This window comes from Streptomyces sp. WMMB 714, from assembly GCF_900090125.1.
In the GTDB taxonomy this organism is placed as follows: Bacteria; Actinomycetota; Actinomycetes; order Streptomycetales; family Streptomycetaceae; genus Streptomyces; species Streptomyces daqingensis.
In genome coordinates this window covers 99,435-118,448 of record NZ_FMHJ01000007.1, presented here as the reverse complement: position 1 = coordinate 118,448, position 19,014 = coordinate 99,435, and the positions used below count along the sequence as shown (strand labels likewise).

The 19,014-nt window shown below is 72.7% G+C and carries 14 protein-coding genes; 6 read left to right on the top strand and 8 right to left on the bottom strand.

Annotation, left to right across the window (positions count from 1 at the left end):
* Positions 1-253: 253 nt before the first annotated feature.
* Positions 254-1,267, top strand: a complete 1,014-nt coding sequence (locus H181DRAFT_RS14710; protein WP_045864901.1) for a rod shape-determining protein — start codon at positions 254-256, stop codon at positions 1,265-1,267.
* Between the two features lie 130 nt (positions 1,268-1,397).
* Here H181DRAFT_RS14710 and H181DRAFT_RS29165 read toward each other — a convergent pair whose 3' ends face one another.
* Positions 1,398-1,895 (bottom strand): hypothetical protein, encoded by a 498-nt coding sequence (locus H181DRAFT_RS29165; protein ID WP_139131707.1) that lies wholly within the window; start codon positions 1,893-1,895, stop codon positions 1,398-1,400.
* A gap of 118 nt (positions 1,896-2,013) precedes the next feature.
* Positions 2,014-3,207: a tRNA 2-thiouridine(34) synthase MnmA gene (gene mnmA, locus H181DRAFT_RS14700; protein ID WP_045864899.1), complete on the bottom strand. Its 1,194-nt coding sequence runs from the start codon at positions 3,205-3,207 to the stop codon at positions 2,014-2,016.
* Between the two features lie 102 nt (positions 3,208-3,309).
* Here mnmA and H181DRAFT_RS14695 point away from each other — a divergent pair, with 102 nt between their 5' ends.
* Entirely contained in the window at positions 3,310-3,957 is a 648-nt protein-coding gene (locus H181DRAFT_RS14695) for an N-acetylmuramoyl-L-alanine amidase (protein WP_045864898.1), read from the top strand.
* A 115-nt stretch (positions 3,958-4,072) separates the two neighbouring features.
* Here the strand turns inward: H181DRAFT_RS14695 and H181DRAFT_RS14690 are convergent, their stop codons facing one another.
* From H181DRAFT_RS14690 to H181DRAFT_RS14665, 5 genes are all read right to left on the bottom strand, one after another.
* On the bottom strand, positions 4,073-6,835 hold the full coding sequence (locus tag H181DRAFT_RS14690) for a penicillin acylase family protein (RefSeq protein WP_078895745.1): 2,763 nt from the start codon (positions 6,833-6,835) through the stop codon (positions 4,073-4,075).
* Between the two features lie 444 nt (positions 6,836-7,279).
* On the bottom strand, positions 7,280-8,500 hold the full coding sequence (locus H181DRAFT_RS14680; RefSeq protein ID WP_139131706.1) for a hypothetical protein: 1,221 nt from the start codon (positions 8,498-8,500) through the stop codon (positions 7,280-7,282).
* 216 nt (positions 8,501-8,716) lie between these two features.
* Positions 8,717-10,159 (bottom strand): pyridoxal phosphate-dependent decarboxylase family protein, encoded by a 1,443-nt coding sequence (locus H181DRAFT_RS14675; protein ID WP_045865110.1) that lies wholly within the window; start codon positions 10,157-10,159, stop codon positions 8,717-8,719.
* A gap of 100 nt (positions 10,160-10,259) precedes the next feature.
* Complete coding sequence (locus H181DRAFT_RS14670; RefSeq protein ID WP_254666858.1) at positions 10,260-11,648, bottom strand: MFS transporter; 1,389 nt, start codon at positions 11,646-11,648, stop codon at positions 10,260-10,262.
* 417 nt (positions 11,649-12,065) lie between these two features.
* Positions 12,066-13,244 carry a cysteine desulfurase family protein gene (locus tag H181DRAFT_RS14665; protein WP_045864895.1) on the bottom strand — a complete coding sequence of 393 codons (1,179 nt, stop codon included), beginning with the start codon at positions 13,242-13,244 and terminating at the stop codon, positions 12,066-12,068.
* Between the two features lie 236 nt (positions 13,245-13,480).
* Between H181DRAFT_RS14665 and H181DRAFT_RS14660 the strand changes: the two genes are divergently transcribed.
* A complete protein-coding gene (locus H181DRAFT_RS14660) occupies positions 13,481-14,887 on the top strand; it encodes a hypothetical protein (protein WP_139131705.1) in 1,407 nt (468 codons plus the stop codon).
* A gap of 52 nt (positions 14,888-14,939) precedes the next feature.
* Positions 14,940-15,818 (top strand): M23 family metallopeptidase, encoded by an 879-nt coding sequence (locus tag H181DRAFT_RS14655; RefSeq protein WP_045864893.1) that lies wholly within the window; start codon positions 14,940-14,942, stop codon positions 15,816-15,818.
* A 138-nt stretch (positions 15,819-15,956) separates the two neighbouring features.
* Here the strand turns inward: H181DRAFT_RS14655 and H181DRAFT_RS14650 are convergent, their stop codons facing one another.
* On the bottom strand, positions 15,957-16,433 hold the full coding sequence (locus H181DRAFT_RS14650) for a Dps family protein (RefSeq protein WP_045864892.1): 477 nt from the start codon (positions 16,431-16,433) through the stop codon (positions 15,957-15,959).
* A gap of 178 nt (positions 16,434-16,611) precedes the next feature.
* Here H181DRAFT_RS14650 and H181DRAFT_RS14645 point away from each other — a divergent pair, with 178 nt between their 5' ends.
* Entirely contained in the window at positions 16,612-17,469 is an 858-nt protein-coding gene (locus H181DRAFT_RS14645; RefSeq protein ID WP_045865108.1) for an alpha/beta fold hydrolase, read from the top strand.
* 215 nt (positions 17,470-17,684) lie between these two features.
* A complete protein-coding gene (locus H181DRAFT_RS14640) occupies positions 17,685-18,986 on the top strand; it encodes an acyltransferase family protein (protein ID WP_078895765.1) in 1,302 nt (433 codons plus the stop codon).
* Positions 18,987-19,014: the final 28 nt, after the last annotated feature.

The following is a 19,014-nucleotide window of genomic DNA, read 5'->3' as shown; positions in this document are numbered from 1 at the left end:
ACCCAGGACGCCAAGGCTTCAGTCACGGGCACCGCGCGCTCGGACTCCAGCGCATAGCTATCCAGACTCGCCGGGGTCTATGCCACCGAACCGAACGGTCGGCCCCCTGTTCGACTCGAATAGCGCCCCCCACCAGCGCCTTTGCGATCTCAGGTTTCTGGGGGCCGAGTTGTCCTGAAACCTGGACAGTTGGGTATGCTGCAAGCGCAGCGAGACATTTCGGCACACCCCGCACCTAACACGGCGAGAGCACATGGCAAAGAGCAGCTCGTTCACCACGCGTGACATCGGCATAGACCTCGGCACGGCCAACACGCTGGTTTACGCGCGCGGACGCGGCATCATCCTCAACGAACCCTCGGTCGTGGCCGTCGAGTCGCGAACGGGCAAGGTGCTCGCCGTGGGGACCGAGGCGAAGCAGGCTGTCGGCCGGACTCCGGGCTCCATCACCGCCACTCGCCCCCTCAAGGGCGGCGTCATCACCGATTTCGAGGCCACCGAGGGCATGTTGCGCCACTTCATCCGCGCGGCGCGCGTCGGCCGGGGCCGCGGCCCGCGGGTCGTCGTCTGCGTCCCCAGTGGCGTCACGGGAGTCGAGAGGCGGGCCGTCCTCCAGACCGCGGCACGCGCCGGCGCCCGCTCCGTCCACCTCATCGAGGAGCCGATGGCCGCGGCGATCGGGGCCGGGCTGCCGGTGCACGAGGCGCGCGGCTCCATGGTCGTCGACATCGGCGGCGGCAGCACCGAGGTGGCGATCATCTCCCTCGGCGGAACGGTCGTCACGCACTCCGCGCGGGTCGCGGGGGACGCGCTGGACGCCGCCATCGCCTCCTACATCGAGCAGCACCACGCGATGGCGGTCGGCGAGAGAACCGCGGAGGACGTCAAGATGTCGCTGGGCAGCGGCACTTCGTCACCGGTACGGGGGCGGGACAAGGAGACCGGCATGCCGAAGACGGTGGAACTGAGCGAGGAGGCGATCCGGGAGGCCACGGAGAAACCCGTCGCCGCCATCGTCCACGCGGTACGCACGGCCTTCGACGCGTGCCCGCCGGAGCTCTACGGCGACATCATGGAACGCGGCATCGTCCTCACCGGCGGCGGCGCCCTGCTGCACGGCCTGGACGAACGCCTCGCGAAGGAGACGGGCATGCCCGTGTACGTCGCAGACGACCCGTTGAGCTGCGTGGCCATCGGCACGGGCCGCTGCCTGGAGGAGTTCGACAAGCTGGAGAAGGTCTTCAGCGGGTCGGTGTACGGATCCTGACCTCTGCCTCGCAGTTGTGGGCCCGGGCGATGCCCGGGCCCACAACTACGAGCACCTCAGGGGTGGTTGACGCGCTGATCCTGGTTTACGCCGTCAACTGACCGTCGTCGGCCGTCTCTCGGCCACGGCACTAGAAGGGGATGAGTTCGATCCCTGCCTTCTTGGCACGCTCCCTGCGGTCCGGGGCGGCGGCGTTCCGCTTCGGGCCGGCGTCGTCCCAAGGCTCTGGACGCATGAGCAGCAGTGCGTTGCTGCCGGGCACCACGATCACGCCGCCGAACGCCAAGTCCCCGGCGATGTACACGCCGTCGTCGGCTCCTTTGGGCCACCTGTTCAGGCCCTGGGGTTCGACCGCACGCACCCTGCAGCTCTCCGCACCATCCCCTCGGCCCACGTCCAGCGTGTAAAAGCTCTGGTTGTGGGTTTGCGTGGGCTTTCCGATACGGGTCACGGTTCCCGGCTCCAAGGGATAGGCGTCCAGCACCTTGCCGCACTTGCGGAGACGGAAGGGGTGGCCTGCAAAATTGAGGACCGTAAAAGCTAGCCCGATGAACCCGATGAGTGATGGCGCGATGGACCAGAAGGAGTTGGGGGCCCCTAGCCTGATCACGACGATGGGCAGTACCAACAGGGCGCCATAAATCCCTATCCGGGCACCCAGACGACGGGTCAACAGACGATAGTTGCGACGCAGCACTCGTTGTGGGTCCGTTGCGTCAGGAGAGGTCCCCGGCGACACAGAAATGTTATTCCCTGACCGCGCCTGCCGGGTGGGCGCGGTCCGTCGTGGCGATCGTGGCCGAGCCGATGACGCGGGTGCCGTCGTAGAGGACGATCGCCTGGCCGGGTGCCACGCCGCGGACGGGTTCGGTGAAGCGGACGCGCAACTCCCGCCCGTCGTCGGCCGGTTCGGCGGTGACCTCGGTCTCCCCGCCGTGGGCGCGGAGCTGGGCGGTGTACGTGCCGGGGCCGTCGGGGGCGGGGCCGCACCAGCGGGGCTTGACGGCGGTGAGTCCGGTGACGTCGAGCGAAGCGGCCGGGCCGACGGTGACCGTGTTGTCCACGGGTGAGATGTCGAGGACGTAGCGGGGCTTGCCGTCCGGTGCCGGGTGGCCGATGCGCAGGCCCTTGCGCTGGCCGATCGTGAAGCCGTACGCGCCCTCGTGGGTGCCGAGCTTCCGGCCCTCCTCGTCCACGATGTCGCCCTCGGACGTGCCGAGGCGGTCCGCGAGGAAGCCCTGGGTGTCGCCGTCCGCGATGAAGCAGATGTCGTGGCTGTCGGGCTTCTTCGCGACGGCGAGGCCGCGGCGCTCGGCCTCCTCGCGGATCTCGTCCTTGCTGGTGAGGGTGTCGCCGAGGGGGAACATGGCGTGGGCGAGCTGCCGGGCGTCCAGCACGCCCAGCACATAGCTCTGGTCCTTCGCGGCGTCGCTGGCGCGGTGCAGCTCGCGGGTGCCGTCGTCGCGGGTGACCACTGTCGCGTAGTGGCCCGTGCACACCGCGTCGAAGCCCAGCGCGAGCGCCTTGTCCAGCAGGGCCGCGAACTTGATCTTCTCGTTGCAGCGCAGGCAGGGGTTGGGGGTGCGGCCCGCCTCGTACTCGGCGACGAAGTCCTCGACGACGTCCTCGCGGAAGCGCTCCGCCAGGTCCCAGACGTAGAAGGGGATGCCGATGACGTCGGCGGCGCGGCGCGCGTCGCGCGAGTCCTCGATGGTGCAGCAGCCGCGGGCGCCCGTGCGGAAGGACTTCGGGTTGGCGGAGAGGGCCAGGTGCACGCCCGTGACGTCGTGGCCGGCCTCGGCCGCGCGGGCGGCGGCCACGGCGGAGTCGACGCCGCCGGACATGGCAGCGAGCACGCGCAGTCTGGGGGCGGCCCCCGCCGGGGGCTGGGGACGGACGGCGCGGCCGGGGGACGTGGAGCTGCTGGAGGCGTCAGTCATAACCCGTCCAGAGTAGAGGGAAACGCACGCTCTCCCCGCACGGAGTGGCGAGCGGTCTCGCGGGGTGGAACCAGTCCGTGCCCCGGATGCGTTGTGACCGGTATGGCTTCGATCTCCCGGCGCACCCTCCTCATATCCGGCGGCGCAGCGACACTGGTCACGGCAGGGGCGCTGACCTGGGACGAGACGTCCCGGCTGTGGTGGCGGATCCCGGGTGTCGACAAGCAGCGCACCGACGGGGAGGTGGACCAGCCGGGAGTGCGCTGGATCGCCGCCTCGGAGGCGAACCTCCGCTTCGCCGACCGTCCCGCCGACTACACGATCGACCGCGTGGTCGTGCATGTCACGCAGAGCGACTTCCCGACCGCGGTGAAGGTCTTCCGCGACCCGCTGCACGCGTCGGCCACCCACTACGTGGTCCGGGCGCGGGACGGGCGGACGGTGCAGATGGTGCGGGAGCTGGACGTGGCGTACCACGCGGGGAACCGCTCGTACAACGAGCGGAGCATCGGCATCGAGCACGAGGGCTTCGTGGACCGGCCGGAGAACTTCACCGACGAGATGTACCGCTCCTCGGCGCGGCTGACGGCCCGCATCTGCAAGAAGTACGGCATCCCCGTCGACCGGGAGCACATCGTCGGGCACAACGAGGTCCCGGGCGCGGACCACACCGACCCCGGTCCGCACTGGGACTGGAAGCGCTACATGCGCTACGTGCGGGAGGCGCGCGGAGGTCTCGGCGCGAGCTGACCGCGCCGCCGCCGTACCGTGGCCCGCGGCACCGCCGGACCGAGAAGGCCGTGCCGCCGCCCCTCCCGGTGTCCGGAGGGGCGGCGGCACGGGCCGGCGGCCTCACACGCCGGGGCTACCGCCCGGAGCGGCGGGCGGGGAACTCGACCACCTGCTGGTAGGTGGGCCGGTTCTGCCAGGCGATCCGCGGGACGGTGATGCCGCCCATGGAGCGGTGCACGATCGAGTCGGCGCACACCTGGTCGCCCGCGTCGCACTCCTTGTCGCCGGGGTACGTCTCCTCGGCGGGGGTGGCGAGCGCGTCCGACAGCGTGCTCAGCAGCACCCTTCGGCACTCCTCGAGCGAGCCCTTGCCGCAGTACTGCCTGTCCAGCGGCGACGCGACGTCCTCGCCCTGCACCGCCCGCAGGTCCTTCTCGACGAAGGACCACCAGCCGTGCTGCAGCGCGGAGCCCTTGTGCGGCTGGCTCGCTCCGACGCCTCCGCCGCCTCCTCCGCCGCCGTTCTGGCCGCCCGACGGGGATTCGTTGACGGGTGCGACCCCGGTGAGCGACTTGTAGAGGTCCTCGCCGAGCACGGGCTCGAACTGCCCCTCGACCAGCAGCGGCCACCAGGCGTCCAGCGTCCGGATGGCTTCCGCGTGCTCGTACTCGCCGTCGTCCTTCGCGGCCTCGCGCCGCAGGGATCCCGACTCCTCCCAGGTGCGCAGCTTCTCGACGGCGGCGGCCTGCTCGGGGTCGATGATCTCGCCGGAGCCGATGACGTCGAGGAGTTCGGGGAGCACCTTCTCCGCCCGCAGGTCGGCGACGGCGGCCTCCTCCATGGCCTTGACGAGGTCGGCGCGCGTCACTCCGCCCTTCTGGACGAGTGCGGAGACCCGCTTGTCGAGCAGGTCGCCCCGGTGGACCGGGCCGCTGCCCCAGCCCGTGGTGAAGCGCTTGGCCTGCTTGTTGTTCCAGTTGACGTAGTACCCCTGGTCGACCGACTGCGGGTGCTCCGCGGGCGGGGTGACGGCCGACGTGTTGAGCGTGGGGTCCCAGTCCTTCCACTCGTTCGCGGCCGTGGCGAGGATCGGCTTGTCGGGGTCGGTCCCCGGTGAACGGACGGGATTGGTACCGGAGTTGTAGTAGGCGGTGTGCTCGGCGTCCGCGTAGAACCAGTTGAAGGTGTAGCCGATGTCCTGCGCCGCCTCCTGGAAGCTGCGGGCGGAGGTGATCGCCGACGGGTCGTTGAACTTCTGGAAGCCGATGACCGAGTCGGCGTCGTGCTGGTACGTGGAGCGCAGCGCCGTGAAGGCGACGGGCTTGCCCTTCACCGTGCCGGTGTGGCTGACCAGGCCGTAGGCCGACCGCAGGCTCACCAGGTCGTACGACCCGGCCTCCGTCGAGTCGGCGAGGGTGGGCTTCCACTCGTTGTGCTTGGTCAGCTTCTCGAAGGGCGTGCACTTGCCGCGGAGCATGTAGCTGCGCGAGTCGGTGGTGGGTTCCTCGCCGGACTCCTCGCAGAGTTCGACCGCGAAGGTGTCGGTGATGTCCTGGCTCGCGGAGGTGGCGCTCCACGAGTAGTCGAGTCCGCGGCCGAGTTCGACGTAGAAGCTCAGGCCGGGGAAGGACGCGCCGCGGGAGCGGAGCCCTGGGCCGTCGAGCTCCTGCACCATCATGATCTGCGGCGAGTAGTAGGCGGTCTGCGGCCCGTAGACGGCGATGGGGTTGCCGGACGCGGTGTGCTTGCCGGAGACCAGGAGGGCGTTGGACATGCCCTTCTTCGACGTGATCAGGTCGGCGGGCAGGACGCCCTTCTTCTTCTCCTTCCCTGCCGCCTTCTCGCTCCCGGTGCCGGTCTCGTTCTGCGAGTGGTCGAAGGCCGTGACCGATCCCGCTTCAGGGGTGGCGACGCCCTTGGGGTCGCTCGGCGACTCCGCGTACGGGAACTCCTTGCCGTGCACGGTGGTCGTGGCCTCGGCGTCGTTCTGGGCGCGCCAGGCGGCGTACGCCTTCTCGCCGTCCGCCTTGCCGTACCGGTTCTCGAACGCCAACTCGGCCAGCGCGTTGCCGACTTCGCCGCCACCGCCGTTGCCGAAGATCGAGCCGATGACGGACGCGATGGCGACGACGTCGGTGATCTTGAAGTCGGCGATCTTCGAGCCGTGGCCGGTCAGCACGTACTCGCCGGGGTAGTTGAGCGCTCCGACGGTGTCGTCGATGAACTCGTTGATGCCGCTGACGTAGTTCTGGATGTCCTCGTACGCCTGAGCGCCGCGCTTGCCGGAGTTGCGTATCCGCTCGACCTGGTTCTCCAGGTCCTGCTCGGAGTAGGGCGCCACCGCCCACAGGCTCTGCTCCAGCGACCTGTTGCCCTCCGCGCCGCCCGCGAACGAGGACAGTTCGCCGCGTCCGACGTGCCGCAGGATGTCCATGAGCCACAACCGGTCCTGGCCGGCGGCGTATCCGGCCCCGAACTCGGTGCCCGCGCGGGTGGTCCCCTTGATGTGCGGGGTGCCGGTGGCCTTGTCCCGGGTGATGGTGACGTCGTCGCGGGGCGACTTCACGCTCTCGACCTGGTCTTCGGGGACGCCGAAGGAGGCGTCGTTGAAGTAGTCGGAGAGCTGCTCCTCTGTGAGACCCGAGTAGTCGTGCAACAGGTCGTCGTACGGGGCCAGTTGGTCGGCCGAATGCTTCGGGCGGGTGCCGATCGTCTTGTGCAGCAGGATCGCCGCCAGCGTGGCGTGCCCGTTCTGGCCGGCCGGGAGGATGTCGCCGCACTGCCCCTGGCAGGGGTCCTCGGCGGCGGCAGCAGCGGCTGCCTTCTTCTCGGCCGCGGCCGCGAACGCCGGCGCGGACCCGCCGACGAGGGGGGCGAGCAGCGCGGCGGCGGCCACACCGACCGTGACGGCCCTGGCCTTCGCCGCGGCGGATCTCGTCGAAGAGCTCCTCGCCGCAGGGGACTTCGGGGTGTGCGCTTTCGGGGTGAGGGCTCGGGTGAGTGCGGCCCTGGCCCGGGTGGCGGCTGCCCTCGCGGAGCGGGCTCTGCCGGACGGAGCGCGGGAAGGTATCACCGGGATCTCCTGTGGGGGGTGAGACGCGGCAAGCGTGCGAGGAACGTTAATGCGCCTTACTACCCCTGGGTAGAGTCCTGTCGCCGTCAATCACACAGCCGCAACGGGCCATTGACGTGAGCGGTGGTGCTTTCCCTCCCGCGGCGGTTGCGGGCTGTCCGGCTCGCGGGACGCGCGGGGCCTCCTTCAGCGCGGAGGGGCCGCCCGGCGGGATGCCGGACGGCCCCGCGCGGGCCTGCCGTGTGCGTCAGTGACCGGCTCCCCGGTTCACCCGGCGTCGTAGCTCAGGATCGCGCCGCGGCGGAAGTTGGCGTCGCCGTAGGCTCCGAGCTCGATCACACCGGTGCTCCAGACCTGCTTCGTGCCGGGGACGTGGACGGTCTCGTCGGGCCAGAAGCGCTGCTTCTTGTCGACCTCCTCGACTTTGCCCGACCTGCCGGGGACCGGCTTGTGCCTGGCGATCTCCCGCAGCTCGCCGTCCGCCGTCATGTGCCAGTAGCGGCCCAGCACCAGCCCGCCCGCGCCGTCGGGGGCGAACTCCTCCGACGCCTTCTCCGCCGCGTCGGCCGGTCCTTCCCGCCACTCCTTGCCGTCCCAGCGCAGCAGGATCGACTCCTCCTCCGGCTCGGGGCCGCCCTCGCCGTGGTTGAAGGTGTGCGTGCCCACCGCCCACACCTCGTCCCCGGACACGGCGACGGCGGAGTCGAGGCTCGCCGACTCCTCCGGCGGCGCCGGGTCGGGGAAGTGGTACTCCGGGGTCTTCTCCAGCTTCCACTCCTTGCCGTCCCAGTGCATCGCCGCGGGCTGGCTCATCGGCCCGCCGCCGTCCTCGGAGGTCTCACGGAAGCCGACCGCCCATACGTCGTCCGAGCTGACGCCCGCCAACGAGAGCGCGTCGGCGGGGAGTTGCGACTCGGTCCACTTGGTGCCGTCCCAGTGGTGGACGCTCTTGCCGTAGCCCAGCACCCAGGCGTCGTCGGCGGCGAGGACGGCCGCCCCGCGGTTCGACGGCGAGCCCTCGGTGTCCGGAGCGGGCATCGCCTTCCACTTCCCGCCGTCGAAGCGGAAGGCGAGCGAGCCGGACTGGTCGTTCTTGGTGGCGAAGAGCCAGACGTTGTCGGGCGCCGAGCCCTCGATCTGGCTCAGCGACGCGCCCGCTGCTTCCTCCGGCAGTTCGCTCGGCTTCCACTCGCCTCCGTCGCGGTGGAGCAGGACCTGCTCGGGGTCGCCGCCGGCGCCGTCCTCGCGGGTGGTGCCTATCGCCCAGCCCTCGCTCTTCGACAGGGCCGCGACATCGGTGAGTTCGGCGTCCAGCGACTCGCTGTAGTAGGCGACGTCCATCGCGGCGGCCTCGGCCGGCGACGCGGGCGCCCCCTCCGCGGCAGACCTGCCGGGCGCCGCCTCGCCCGCGAACGCCGTCTGGTACCCGACGCCTGCCAGGGCTGCCGCGGCGAGCGCGGCAGCGGCCTTGAGATGCAACGGTTTCATGCTTCCCCTCTGAGTTCTCCGGTCGTTCGCGGAAGCCTCCGCCGTGCCGGTCACACACGGCTCCCCCGTCACGGTGGCATCCCGGTCAACTGAGCGGACGCCGCCGGGAACGGACGCGGTTGCAGAGGGGCCGCACGCCTGCTCACGTGCCCGCGCTCACGCCTGCGTCCGGGCGCCGTGCCGGGCAGGCGCCGCACGGGACCGGGCGCCGTCCCGTCAGATCCGGAAGACCGAGCTGACGAACTCCGAGAGCAGCCGCTCCTTGAGTGCCTGCGGCAGCGCGTCCAGCAGCACCAGCACGGGCGCCATCCGCTGCGGCAGACGCGCGTCGCCGTCCTCGCCGCCCCCGAGTCCCGCGTACGCCAGGACGGCCGAGACCTCCTCCGGCCCCAGCGCCGACGGATCGAGCCCGGCGGCCAGTTCGACCAGACCGGGATCGGCCTGGACCGGCGGCAGCGCTCGTGCCGCCGTCAGCGCCTCGGCCAAGTCCGCCAGGAGCGCGTCGACTTGGCCGACCGTTGCCGGGGTCAGCGTCAGATGGAGGTTGGGCGGCATCCCCTCGAACTCGAGCTGCGGCTGCAGATACCAGCCGCGTACGCGCATCTCGTCCGCGAGATGCAGCAGCAGGCTCAAGTCCCCTTCCCCGCCCGCGTCTTCCGGAGCCGCGAGCGTGAACGCGACGAGCCCCGCCTCCGGTTCGCCCAGCACGCGGACGCCCTCGACCGCCCGCAGTCCCGCGAGCAGCCGGTCGGAGGCGCCGGCGACCTGACCTGCCAGCGCCGTGTACCCGTCCTCCCCCACGTGCCGCAGCACGGCCCACGCCTGCGCGAGCAGGCCCGCGGGCTTCGTGCCCTGGACGGTCGGGTTGACCACGGGGTAGCCGGGCCAGCCGGCGTGTGCGAAGTACTGGTGCCGGCGCAGCTCGGCGTCGCGGTAGAGCACCACCGACGCGCCCTTGTCGGCGTATCCGTACTTGTGCAGGTCGACGGAGAGCGACGTCACGCCCGGCACCGTCATCCCGAAGGACGGCACCTCCCGTCCCGCGCGGCGCAGATAGGGCAGGAGCCACCCTCCGATGCAGGCGTCCACATGGCAGAGCACTCCGCGGTCGGCGGCGGCGCCGGCGATCCGGGCGACCGGGTCGATGACACCGTGCGCGTACGAAGGCGCCGACGCGACGACCAGGGCGGTCCGTTCCGTGACGGCGGCCGCCATCGCCTCGGCGTCGGCCCGGTAGGTCCTGCGGTCGACAGGGACGGAGACCGGCTCCACCCCGAGGTAGGCCGCCGCCTTGTGGAAGGCCGCGTGCGCTGTGGACGGCAGCACCAACTCGGGTTCCCGCACGCCCCGTTCGGCCCGGGCGTGGTCGCGTGCCGTCTTGACGGCCAGCAGGATGCTCTCCGTGCCGCCGCTGGTGAACGTGCCCTGCGTGCCGGGCGCGCCGAGGAGGGCGGCGGCGGCGCGTACCAGGTCGTTCTCCAGCCGGGCGACGCTCGGAAAGACCGTCATGTCCAGGCCGTTGACGGTCGCGTACTCCGAGTACGCGGCGGCGGCGAGCTCGTCGAGCCCCTCGATGCCCGCGTCGTACACGTACGCGAAGGTGCGGCCTCCCCGGGTGGGGGCGTCCGAGCCGCGCAGCGCGCGCAGCTCCGCCAGCACGTCCGCCGCGGGAAGGCCCCCCGGGAGCGCGGGGGGCGGCGGTCCGGCGGCCGGCTGCCCGGCGGCGGGCGGGGCCTGGGTGTCTGCGGGGTGCGGGAGTTCACTCGGCACGGTCGGTCTCGTCCTCCGGTGTGTCGGTACGGTCGCGGCCGCCTTCGTGCGGCGGCCTGGTCTCGGGGGCGGATGCGGCTCCGGCGGGATGCTCCTCGTAGCGGTGCAGGAGCCACAGGCTCAACAGCGCCAGCGCGGCGGGCAGCAGGCTCATCCCCAGGGTGATGCCGGTGAACGCGGAGCCGGGCTGAGCCGCCTGGTGCCCGGCCTCGGAGGAGCGGAAGCCGGTCACGGCGAGCACCGCCGCGAACGCCCCCGCGCCGAGTGCGAAGGCCAGCGTCTCGGCCGCCGTCCACAACCCCGTGAAGGTCGCGGCGCGTTGGCGTCCCGTACGGGCCGCGTCGGCGGCGAGGTTGTCCGCCAGCATGCGCAGGGGCAGCAACTGCAGCCCGCCGTAGGCGACACCGACGGCGGCGACGGCCCCGTACGCGCTCCACGGCCCGGCCCACGGCGTCGCGACGAGAGCTGCCGCCGCCGCGAGGAAGAGCGAACTGGCCCAGAACTGCGCCGACTTGACCCCGCGGTTGCGTGCCAGCCGGTTCCACAGGGGCATGACGAGCGCCAGCGGGCCGATCATGCAGGCGAACAGCGGCGTGACGGCGGCCGCCGACCCGAGGACGTACGTCGCGAAGTACTGCACTCCCGCGAGCATCACGCCGACGGCGAGCGCCTGTGCCGTCCACATCCCGGCGAGGAAGAGAAACGGCCGGTTCCCGCGCGCCACCGCCAACTGCCCCCGCAGGGAGGGCTCCGCGGTGCTCCGCGTGACGACGGGTGCCCGGCGCGTCGCGAACCACGCCCCGAACATCCCGGCCGCGAGCAGCGCGGCCACGGCGAGACCCATCAGCCGGTAGCGCGACGGCGCATCGCCGCCGCCCGCGTGGGCGATCGCCGGCGCCACCGCGCCCGACAGCAGGATCGCGGATCCGAGGAACGCGACGCGCCAGCCGAGGACCCTGCCGCGCTCCTCGGAGTCGTCCGTCATCTCCGCGGGCATCGTCACGTACGGGACCTGGAAGACGGCGTACGCGGTGGCCGCGAGCAGGAAGAGCAGCGCGGCGTATCCCGCGGCGGCCATGCCGCGCAGCGGCGGAGCGGCGAAGATCAGCGCGAAGAGCGGGGGCAGCGTGCACGCTCCGGCCAGCAGGAACGGGCGGCGCGGGCCGCCCCGGAACCGGCTGCGGTCGGAGAGGGCGCCGACCACGGGATTGATCAGTACGTCCCACGCCTTGGGCAGGAAGAGGGCCACCCCCGCGGCGGCGGCGGGGACGGCCATGACGTTCGTGAGGTAGTAGAGGAGCAGCAGCCCCGGCACGGTGGCGAAGGTGCCCGTGCAGAGGGAGCCGAGGCCGTAGCCGACGCGTACGGACGCGGGCAGCCGGGGGCTCGCGGCCGGGGGACGGCCGCCGCCGCTGTCACGGCCTGCGCCTCCCACCGGGCGTGCCCGGCCGGGGACTTCACCGCCGGCAACCACTGGTTGGCCTCCTCTGGGGGCGGAAGCGCCGGACGTGCGCCGCGCCGTACCGGCGCCCGGCCCGGCGGGCGCGAAGCGGAGCGGCACGGTCCAAATCGACGCGGGCCCGGATCGACGCGGTCCGGATCGACGCGGTCCGGCGCGGCGGGCCGGTCGTCGGCGAGCCGGGCCGTCCCGTACGGCCTCGCGCCGCGCGCCGGCCGCGCTGCCTGCGCATCAGTCAACGGCACCCGGCGCCGCACGTCCAGAGCCTGATCGCAACGGACCGGCACACGGCCGCGCGACAGCGCGCGCCACGGCCGGCAGACGTCCGACGAGCCCTCAGGTCAGTCCGGCGCCGCGGGCCCGCTCCACCGCCGGGCCGATGGCGCCGGCCACGGCCTCCACGTCCTCTTCCGTCGAGGTGTGCCCCAGGGAGAAGCGGAGCGTGCCCCGCGCGAGAGCGGAGTCCGAACCGGTCGCGAGGAGCACATGGCTGGGCTGGGCGATCCCGGCGGTGCAGGCGGAGCCCGTCGAGCACTCGATGCCCTGAGCGTCCAGCAGGAGCAGCAGGGAGTCGCCCTCGCAGCCGGGGAAGGAGAAGTGGGCGTTGCCCGGGAGCCGCCCGGCCGGATCGGGGTCGCCGTTGAGCACGGCGTCGGGCACTGCCGTACGCACCTGCTCGATCAGCTTGTCCCGCAGCGCCCCGATCTCGCGCTCGAAACGGGGGCGGCCCTCGGCGGCGAGTTCGGCGGCCGTCGCGAAGGCGGCGATCGCGGGAACGTCCAGCGTCCCGGACCGTACGTCGCGCTCCTGGCCGCCGCCGTGCAGCAGCGGCACGGGCGTCTGCTCGCGGCGCAGCAGCAGCGCCCCCACCCCGTACGGTCCGCCGATCTTGTGGCCGGTCAGGGTCAGCGCGGCCAGGCCGGAGGCGGCGAAGTCCACCTCGGTCTGCCCCACGGCCTGCACGGAGTCCGCGTGCAGCGGCACGCCGAACTCGGCTGCGACCTCGGCGAGGCGGGCGATCGGCATGACGGTGCCGATCTCGTTGTTCGCCCACATCACCGTGGCCAGTGCCACGCTCGCCGGGTCCCGCTCGATCGCGTCCCGCAGCGCCTCCGGATGCACCCGGCCGTGGACGTCGACGGGCAGCCACTCCACGTCGGCGCCCTCGTGGTCGGCGAGCCAGTGGACGGTGTCCAGGACGGCGTGGTGCTCGACGGGGCTCGCCAGGATCCGCGTACGGGCCGGGTCGCTGTCACGGCGGGCCCAGAAGAGGCCCTTCACCGCGAGGTTGTCGGCCTCGGTGCCGCCGGCCGTGAAGACGACCTCGCTGGGACGCGCCCCCACCGACGCGGCGAGCGCCTCACGCGATTCCTCCACCGTGCGCCGCGCGCGGCGCCCCGAGCCGTGCAGGGACGAGGCGTTCCCGGTGACGGCGAGCTGGGCGGCCATCGTCTGCACCGCCTCGGGGAACATGGGCGTGGTCGCAGCGTGGTCGAGGTAGGCGGAGCGGGCCATGATGCCTCGATTCTACGAGCGGCTGGACGGACGGACACGGCGCGGTCCGGGCTCCGCGAACGGGACCCCGGAGTGTGCGGGACCCGGACGTGTGCTGGACCACGCACCAGCGGTACGCTCCCGCCGGGCTGTTCTCGCCCGTCCGGCGCGTTCTCTGGCGCCGGCACCCGGGCACAGCCGACGACAACGTCCGTACGGCCGGACGTATTCCACTGGGGGCTAGGGGGGATGGCTGAATGCCACAGGTGCGGGTTCTGACCAAGGGCGCACGCGTCACGGGGGGTGTCTTCAGCCTCCTCTTCGCGCTGCACACGCTGCTCTGGATCGTGCGTGACGTCGCCGAACTCGGCGCCGGGCCCCTGTGGGACGTGTGGACGGGCGCCATTCCGATCGGTACGACGAGCGCCGTCGAACTGCCGGCGACGTCGACCCTGGACCTCGGCCTCCTGCTGCTGCAGCTCGCCGCCACCTTCGCCGCGTTCACCGGCGCCTGGACGGCCGGCGGTCTCCTGGCCTCCACGGCGGGTCTCACCTTCGTCTACCGGCTGCCCGTGATCTGGCACGTGGTACTGCACGAGGAGGGCGACCCGGTCTACCTGGACCGCTCCTTCGACCCCGACGGCGCCGGGTACGCGGCCGCGGGCACGTCCCTCGTGGTCGCGATCCTCTGCGTCGTACTGGCGCTGGTGCTGCTGGCCGGGATCAGGCCCTGGGCGCCCGCGCAGCAGCCCCCCGGTCCGTGGGGAGCGGGCGCGCCCGGGCAGGCGCCCCCCTTCGGAGCGCCCCAGCCGTACATGATCCAGCCGCCGCAGACGCCGCCGTTCGCGGAGCCGCCCCTGCCCAGCGAGATGCCGCAGCGGCCCATCGGCGCCCATGTCGCCGCGGCTGCCGTCTTCTTCGGGCTGATGGTGCTCTTCAACATCGGCTGGAACATCCACATGCTCTCCGAGCTGGGCATCGGCATCTGGAGCCGCTCCTTCGCGGGCGTGGCCAGCCTGCAGGCGATCCTCGGTGTCTCCGGTGCATGGGCATGGCTGTCGATCATCGTCGTCAGCGGGGTCGCCGGCCTCCTCGCGCTCACCCGGGCCGTCTCCGCGCGCGGTTTCACGATGGGAGCGGCGGTCATCGGGCTGCCCTCCGCGCTGCTCGGCCTGTGGGCCCAGCTCGCATCGGGCGTGCTCACGAGGGCCGGGACGCCGGCCGTCACCTACTTCAGCCTCATGTACGAGGTGATCGTGCTGGGCGGCGGCGTGGCCCTGCTCGTGCTGTCGATGCGGCCCGGTGTGCCCGCGCAGCCGGGAGCGCCGGTGCACGGGGGTGCCCCCATGCAGCAAGGCGCACCCATGCAGCAGGGAGTCCCGATGCAGCAGGGGATCCCGATGCAGCAGGGGGCTCCGTTCGGTGCGGGGCCGGCGCCCTTCGGAGCGCCGCAGCAGCACCCGGGACAGCCCCAGCCGTACGGGCCGCCGCAGCCCCCGGCCGGGACCCCGCCCCAGCCGTACGGCCCTCCGCCCGGTGCCCCTCCGCAGCCGGCAGGTCCCCCGCCCGGAGCGCCGCCGCAGCCCGCCGGCCCGCCGCCGCGGAAGGACCCGGAACCCCCCGGCGGCGCCTTCGGGCCTCCTCCGTCGCCTCCGGCCCCGTGACGCCCGCCCGCCGTACGCCCCTGCCCGCAGCGTCCCCGTGGAGGTGCGACTGATGGTCTTGCTGGCGAAGCGGCACGGCCTGCTGTTCGTGGCGGGAGCGTTGTGCATCCTCGTCAACGGGCGGGGGTTCGGCCCTCTCTGGTTCACCGGAGTCGCACTGGTGGCGGTGAGTCTCGTGCTGGGCGCGTTCATGACGTTCCGTCAGCGCCCTAGGGGCGAGCGGGAGCCCGTGCTGCTGCCGGTACCGCTCACCGGGCGCCTCATGGCGGTCAACGGGCCGGGCACGAAGGTCCCGAGCCACACGCACAGCAACGCCCAGACGTACGCCGTCGACCTGCTGTCCGCCCCCGCCGGAGGCGAGGACTCCGCGCAGGCGGCACCGCCCTCCGCCTGGTTCCGTCCCCTCGCCCGCCGGCCGGACGCCTACCCCACCTTCGGGAGGCCGCTGCCGGCTCCTGCGGACGGAACGGTCGTGGCGGTCTCGGACGGGGAGCGCGACCACCTCACGCGCACCTCGCTGCCCGGCATGGCCTACCTCTACCTGGAGGGGTACGTGCGCGGCACGGGCCACCCGCGCCGCGTCTTCGGCAACCACGTCGTGCTGGACCTCGGCGACGGCGTGCACGCGGTCTTCGCGCACCTGCGGCGCAACTCCGTGCGGGTCTCGGCGGGCGACCGGGTCACCGCCGGTCAGCAGCTCGCCGAGTGCGGCAACTCGGGCAACTCCTCCGAGCCGCATCTGCACTTCCAGCTGATGGACGGGCCCGACCTGGCCCTCGCGCGGGGCGTTCCCTTCGCGTGGCGCTACCGCGACGACGACGGGGCCGAACACGTGGGAGTCCCCGAGGACTTCACCCACTTCACTCCGCTCCCGGAGGTGCCGGGGACGGAGGACGGCGTCCGGCGCGCAGCGGACGAGCCCTCGGACTGAGCCGGGGCGGGCCGGACGGGGCCGTCCGCCCCTGTCCCTCTCAGCCGCGGCCGCGAGCCGCCCGGGCCCGGTGCGGGGCACCTGCCCGGGCGGCCGCCGGGCGCCGCGTGGGATGCGGAGCCCGGCAGGGCGTACGGGTCAGCTGCCGTTCTCGGCCTGGAACATCCAGCGGTGCTTCTCCAGGTCGCCGGTGAGCTGGATGAAGATGTCCTCCGTCACCGGGTCGGGCTCGCTCACCGACGCCATGCGCTCCCGGGCGCCCGCGATCACCGCTTCGAGAGCGGCGACCATCGTGCGTACGGCCTCGGTGTCGGGCTGCCAGCCCTCCTTGACCCGCTCGATGCCGCTCGCCGACGACACGGTGGACGAACGGCCGTCCGGGGGCAGCCCGAGCGCCGACGCCCGCTCCGCGACCTTGTCGGAGTAGCTCCGGGCCGTGTCCACGACCTCGTCGAGCTGCAGGTGTATGGAGCGGAAGCGCGGTCCCACCACGTTCCAGTGGATCTGCTTGGCCACGAGGGAGAGGTCGACGAGGTCGACGAGGGCACCCTGCAACGCCTCGCCCACGGTCTTGAGGTCGTCGTCCGGAAGCGTGCTCTTCACTGCATAGGTCACGACTGTCTCGCTTTCTCTCGGCCGGCCCTGTGTTCCCACCGACCGTGTAACCGGATGAGCGCGGGCAATTCATGCCGCAGCGGACGCCCCGACCCCGTACTCCGCGTGCTCGCCCGAGGGCAGGAGGTCACGGGCGCCAGGCTGGCCGTGTGCCGGTCCCGTGGCCGAGACTGAGTCGATGACCGACGACTGGACAGGCGCTCTGGACCGCACCTTCGACAGCTCCTCCGGCGCCGTCCGCTGGGGCGTCCTCGGCCCGGAGGAGGGCCCGCCGGTGGTGCTCCTCCACGGGACGCCGTGGTCCTCCTACACCTGGCGCGGCGTGGCCCGCGCGCTCGCCCAGCGCTTCCGGGTCCACTTCTGGGACATGCCGGGTTACGGATCCTCCGCGAAGTACGACGGCCAGGACGTCTCCCTCGCGGCTCAGGGACGCGTCTTCGCCGAACTCCTCGAACACTGGGGCCTGCACGGCGGGGGCGCAGAGGAGAGCCGTCCCGCCGTCCTGGCGCACGACTTCGGCGGCTGCGTCGCCCTCCGCGCCCAGCTGCTGCACGGCGCGCGTTACGCGCGGCTCGCGCTCGTCGACGTCGTGGCGCTGGCGCCCTGGGGCTCCCCGTCGTACCGGCTGCTCGGCGGCCACGCCGGGGTGTTCGAGCAGCTGCCGCCCGCGCTGCACGAGGCGCTGGTCCGGGCGTACATCGGCTCGGCCAGCGCGGCCGGCCTCCACCCGAGGGTGCTGGACGGGCTCGCCGCGCCGTGGCTCGGCGAGGACGGGCAGAGCGCCTTCTACCGGCAGATCGCTCAGAACGACCAGCGCTGGACGGACGAGATCGAGGGCCGTTACGGGGAGTTGGAGCTGCCCGTGCTGGTCTGCTGGGGGACGGACGACACGTGGATCCCCGTCGCCCGGGCCCACGAGCTGACCGAACTGATTCCGGACGCCGGGCTGCGTCTCATCGAGGGCGCCGGCCATCTCGTGCAGGAGGACGCACCGGCCGCTCTCACCGCGGCGCTGCTGGACTTCCTCCGCGGCTGACCGTCCTCGCCCGCGGCCCGCCCGGACCGTGCGCGGTCTGGCGGCGGAAGGGTGGAGCGCACGGCGGCACAGGGCCAATGGGCGGCACGGCCCCCGACCCGGGGACCAACACCGGCACCGCGGAAGGTACCCGCAACACCTCAACTCCCCCACCGGAACCACCACTTCACACAGAAATTCTTCACACGGCGCGGCCCGCTCCTACCGTGCGGGCCATGCCGCGGGTCGTCGTCGAGCGGGCGCCCCTGCCCCCGCTCCGCACCGAACCTCCCACCCCCGCACCCGGACCGCCGGTTGCGGACCGCCGGGTGGGGACGCCGCAGGCCGAGCCGGGCGGACGGGCCCGGGAACGCGACCCGTACCTGGACAACGCGAAGTACCTGACGATCGTGCTCGTCGCCGTCGGGCACGTCTGGGCACCGCTCACCGAGGGCAGCCGCGTCGCCAGCGCCCTCTACTACCTGCTGTACACGTTCCACATGCCGGCGTTCATCGTCGTCTCCGGCTACCTCTCGCGCGGGTTCGAGGGGCGTCCGCGGCAGGTCAGGCGGCTGGTCACGGGTGTTCTCGTCCCGTACCTCGCCTTCCAGACGCTCTACGTGCTGTACGCCCGCCACGTCACGGACCCGGACCGCGAACTGCGGTTCCAGGAGCCGGGGTTCGCGTTGTGGTTCCTCGTCGCGCTCTTCCTGTGGCGGGTGACGGCTCCGCTCTGGAAGGTCCTGCGCCACCCCCTGCCCGTCGCGGTGGCCGTGGGTGTGGCGGCGAGCGTCACGCCCAGCGTGGACGACGACCTGAGCCTGATGCGCGTCGCGCAGTTCCTGCCCTTCTTCGTGCTGGGGCTGCTGCTGCGGCCGGAGCATCTGGAGGCCGACCGAAGGCGCCGGGTCCGCCTGCTGGCCCTGCCCGTGGCGGCGTCGGCCCTGCTCGTCTCGTACGCCGCGGTGCCGTTCATCTCCGCGGCGCCCTTCCTGCACGACCAGGACGCGCAGGGGCTGGGCCTGCCCGCCTGGGCGGGAGCCCTGATGACGCTGGGTTCCTACGCGTGCGCCCTGGTGACGACCGTCTGCTTCCTGGCCTGGGTGCCGCGGCGGCGCACATGGTTCACCGCCCTGGGCGCGGGGACGCTCTGCGCCTACCTGCTGCACATCTTCCCGGTACGGCTCTCCGAGCATCTGGGCTGGTACGAGACGCCGTGGACCGGCAGTCCGCTCGTGCGGACCGGTGTCACGCTCGTCGTGGGAGCGGCGATGACGGCCCTGTGCACGGCTCCCATACGCAAGGCCGTCCGGTGGCTGGTGGAGCCGCGCATGGAGTGGTTCTTCGGCGGAGGCCCGCGTCCCGGCGCCGAGACCGCGGGCGCCCCGCCGGCGCGGCCCCCCGGGCCCGTCCCACCGGTGCACGCCGCGGAGCCCGCCCCGGCCGGGGCCGCCCGGAAGCAGGCGCGTCACCCCGTCCCGGACCCCCGGCCCGGCAGGGGAGACGGCCGCCCCCGGCCTCCGCTGACACGGCGGTGACGTGGCGCGGGACGCCCGCCCGAAGCGT

Bases quoted from the DNA above. Each gene is read 5' to 3' on its own strand.
- H181DRAFT_RS14660 (WP_139131705.1), top strand. From the start codon at position 13,481: ATGCCACAGGTGCGGGTTCTGACCAAGGGCGCACGCGTCACGGGGGGT.
- H181DRAFT_RS14655 (WP_045864893.1), top strand. From the start codon at position 14,940: ATGGTCTTGCTGGCGAAGCGGCACGGCCTGCTGTTCGTGGCGGGAGCG.
- H181DRAFT_RS14680 (WP_139131706.1), bottom strand. From the start codon at position 8,500: ATGAAACCGTTGCATCTCAAGGCCGCTGCCGCGCTCGCCGCGGCAGCC.
- H181DRAFT_RS14710 (WP_045864901.1), top strand. From the start codon at position 254: ATGGCAAAGAGCAGCTCGTTCACCACGCGTGACATCGGCATAGACCTC.
- H181DRAFT_RS14640 (WP_078895765.1), top strand. From the start codon at position 17,685: ATGCCGCGGGTCGTCGTCGAGCGGGCGCCCCTGCCCCCGCTCCGCACC.
- mnmA (WP_045864899.1), bottom strand. From the start codon at position 3,207: ATGACTGACGCCTCCAGCAGCTCCACGTCCCCCGGCCGCGCCGTCCGT.
- H181DRAFT_RS14695 (WP_045864898.1), top strand. From the start codon at position 3,310: ATGGCTTCGATCTCCCGGCGCACCCTCCTCATATCCGGCGGCGCAGCG.
- H181DRAFT_RS14665 (WP_045864895.1), bottom strand. From the start codon at position 13,244: ATGGCCCGCTCCGCCTACCTCGACCACGCTGCGACCACGCCCATGTTC.
- H181DRAFT_RS14645 (WP_045865108.1), top strand. From the start codon at position 16,612: ATGACCGACGACTGGACAGGCGCTCTGGACCGCACCTTCGACAGCTCC.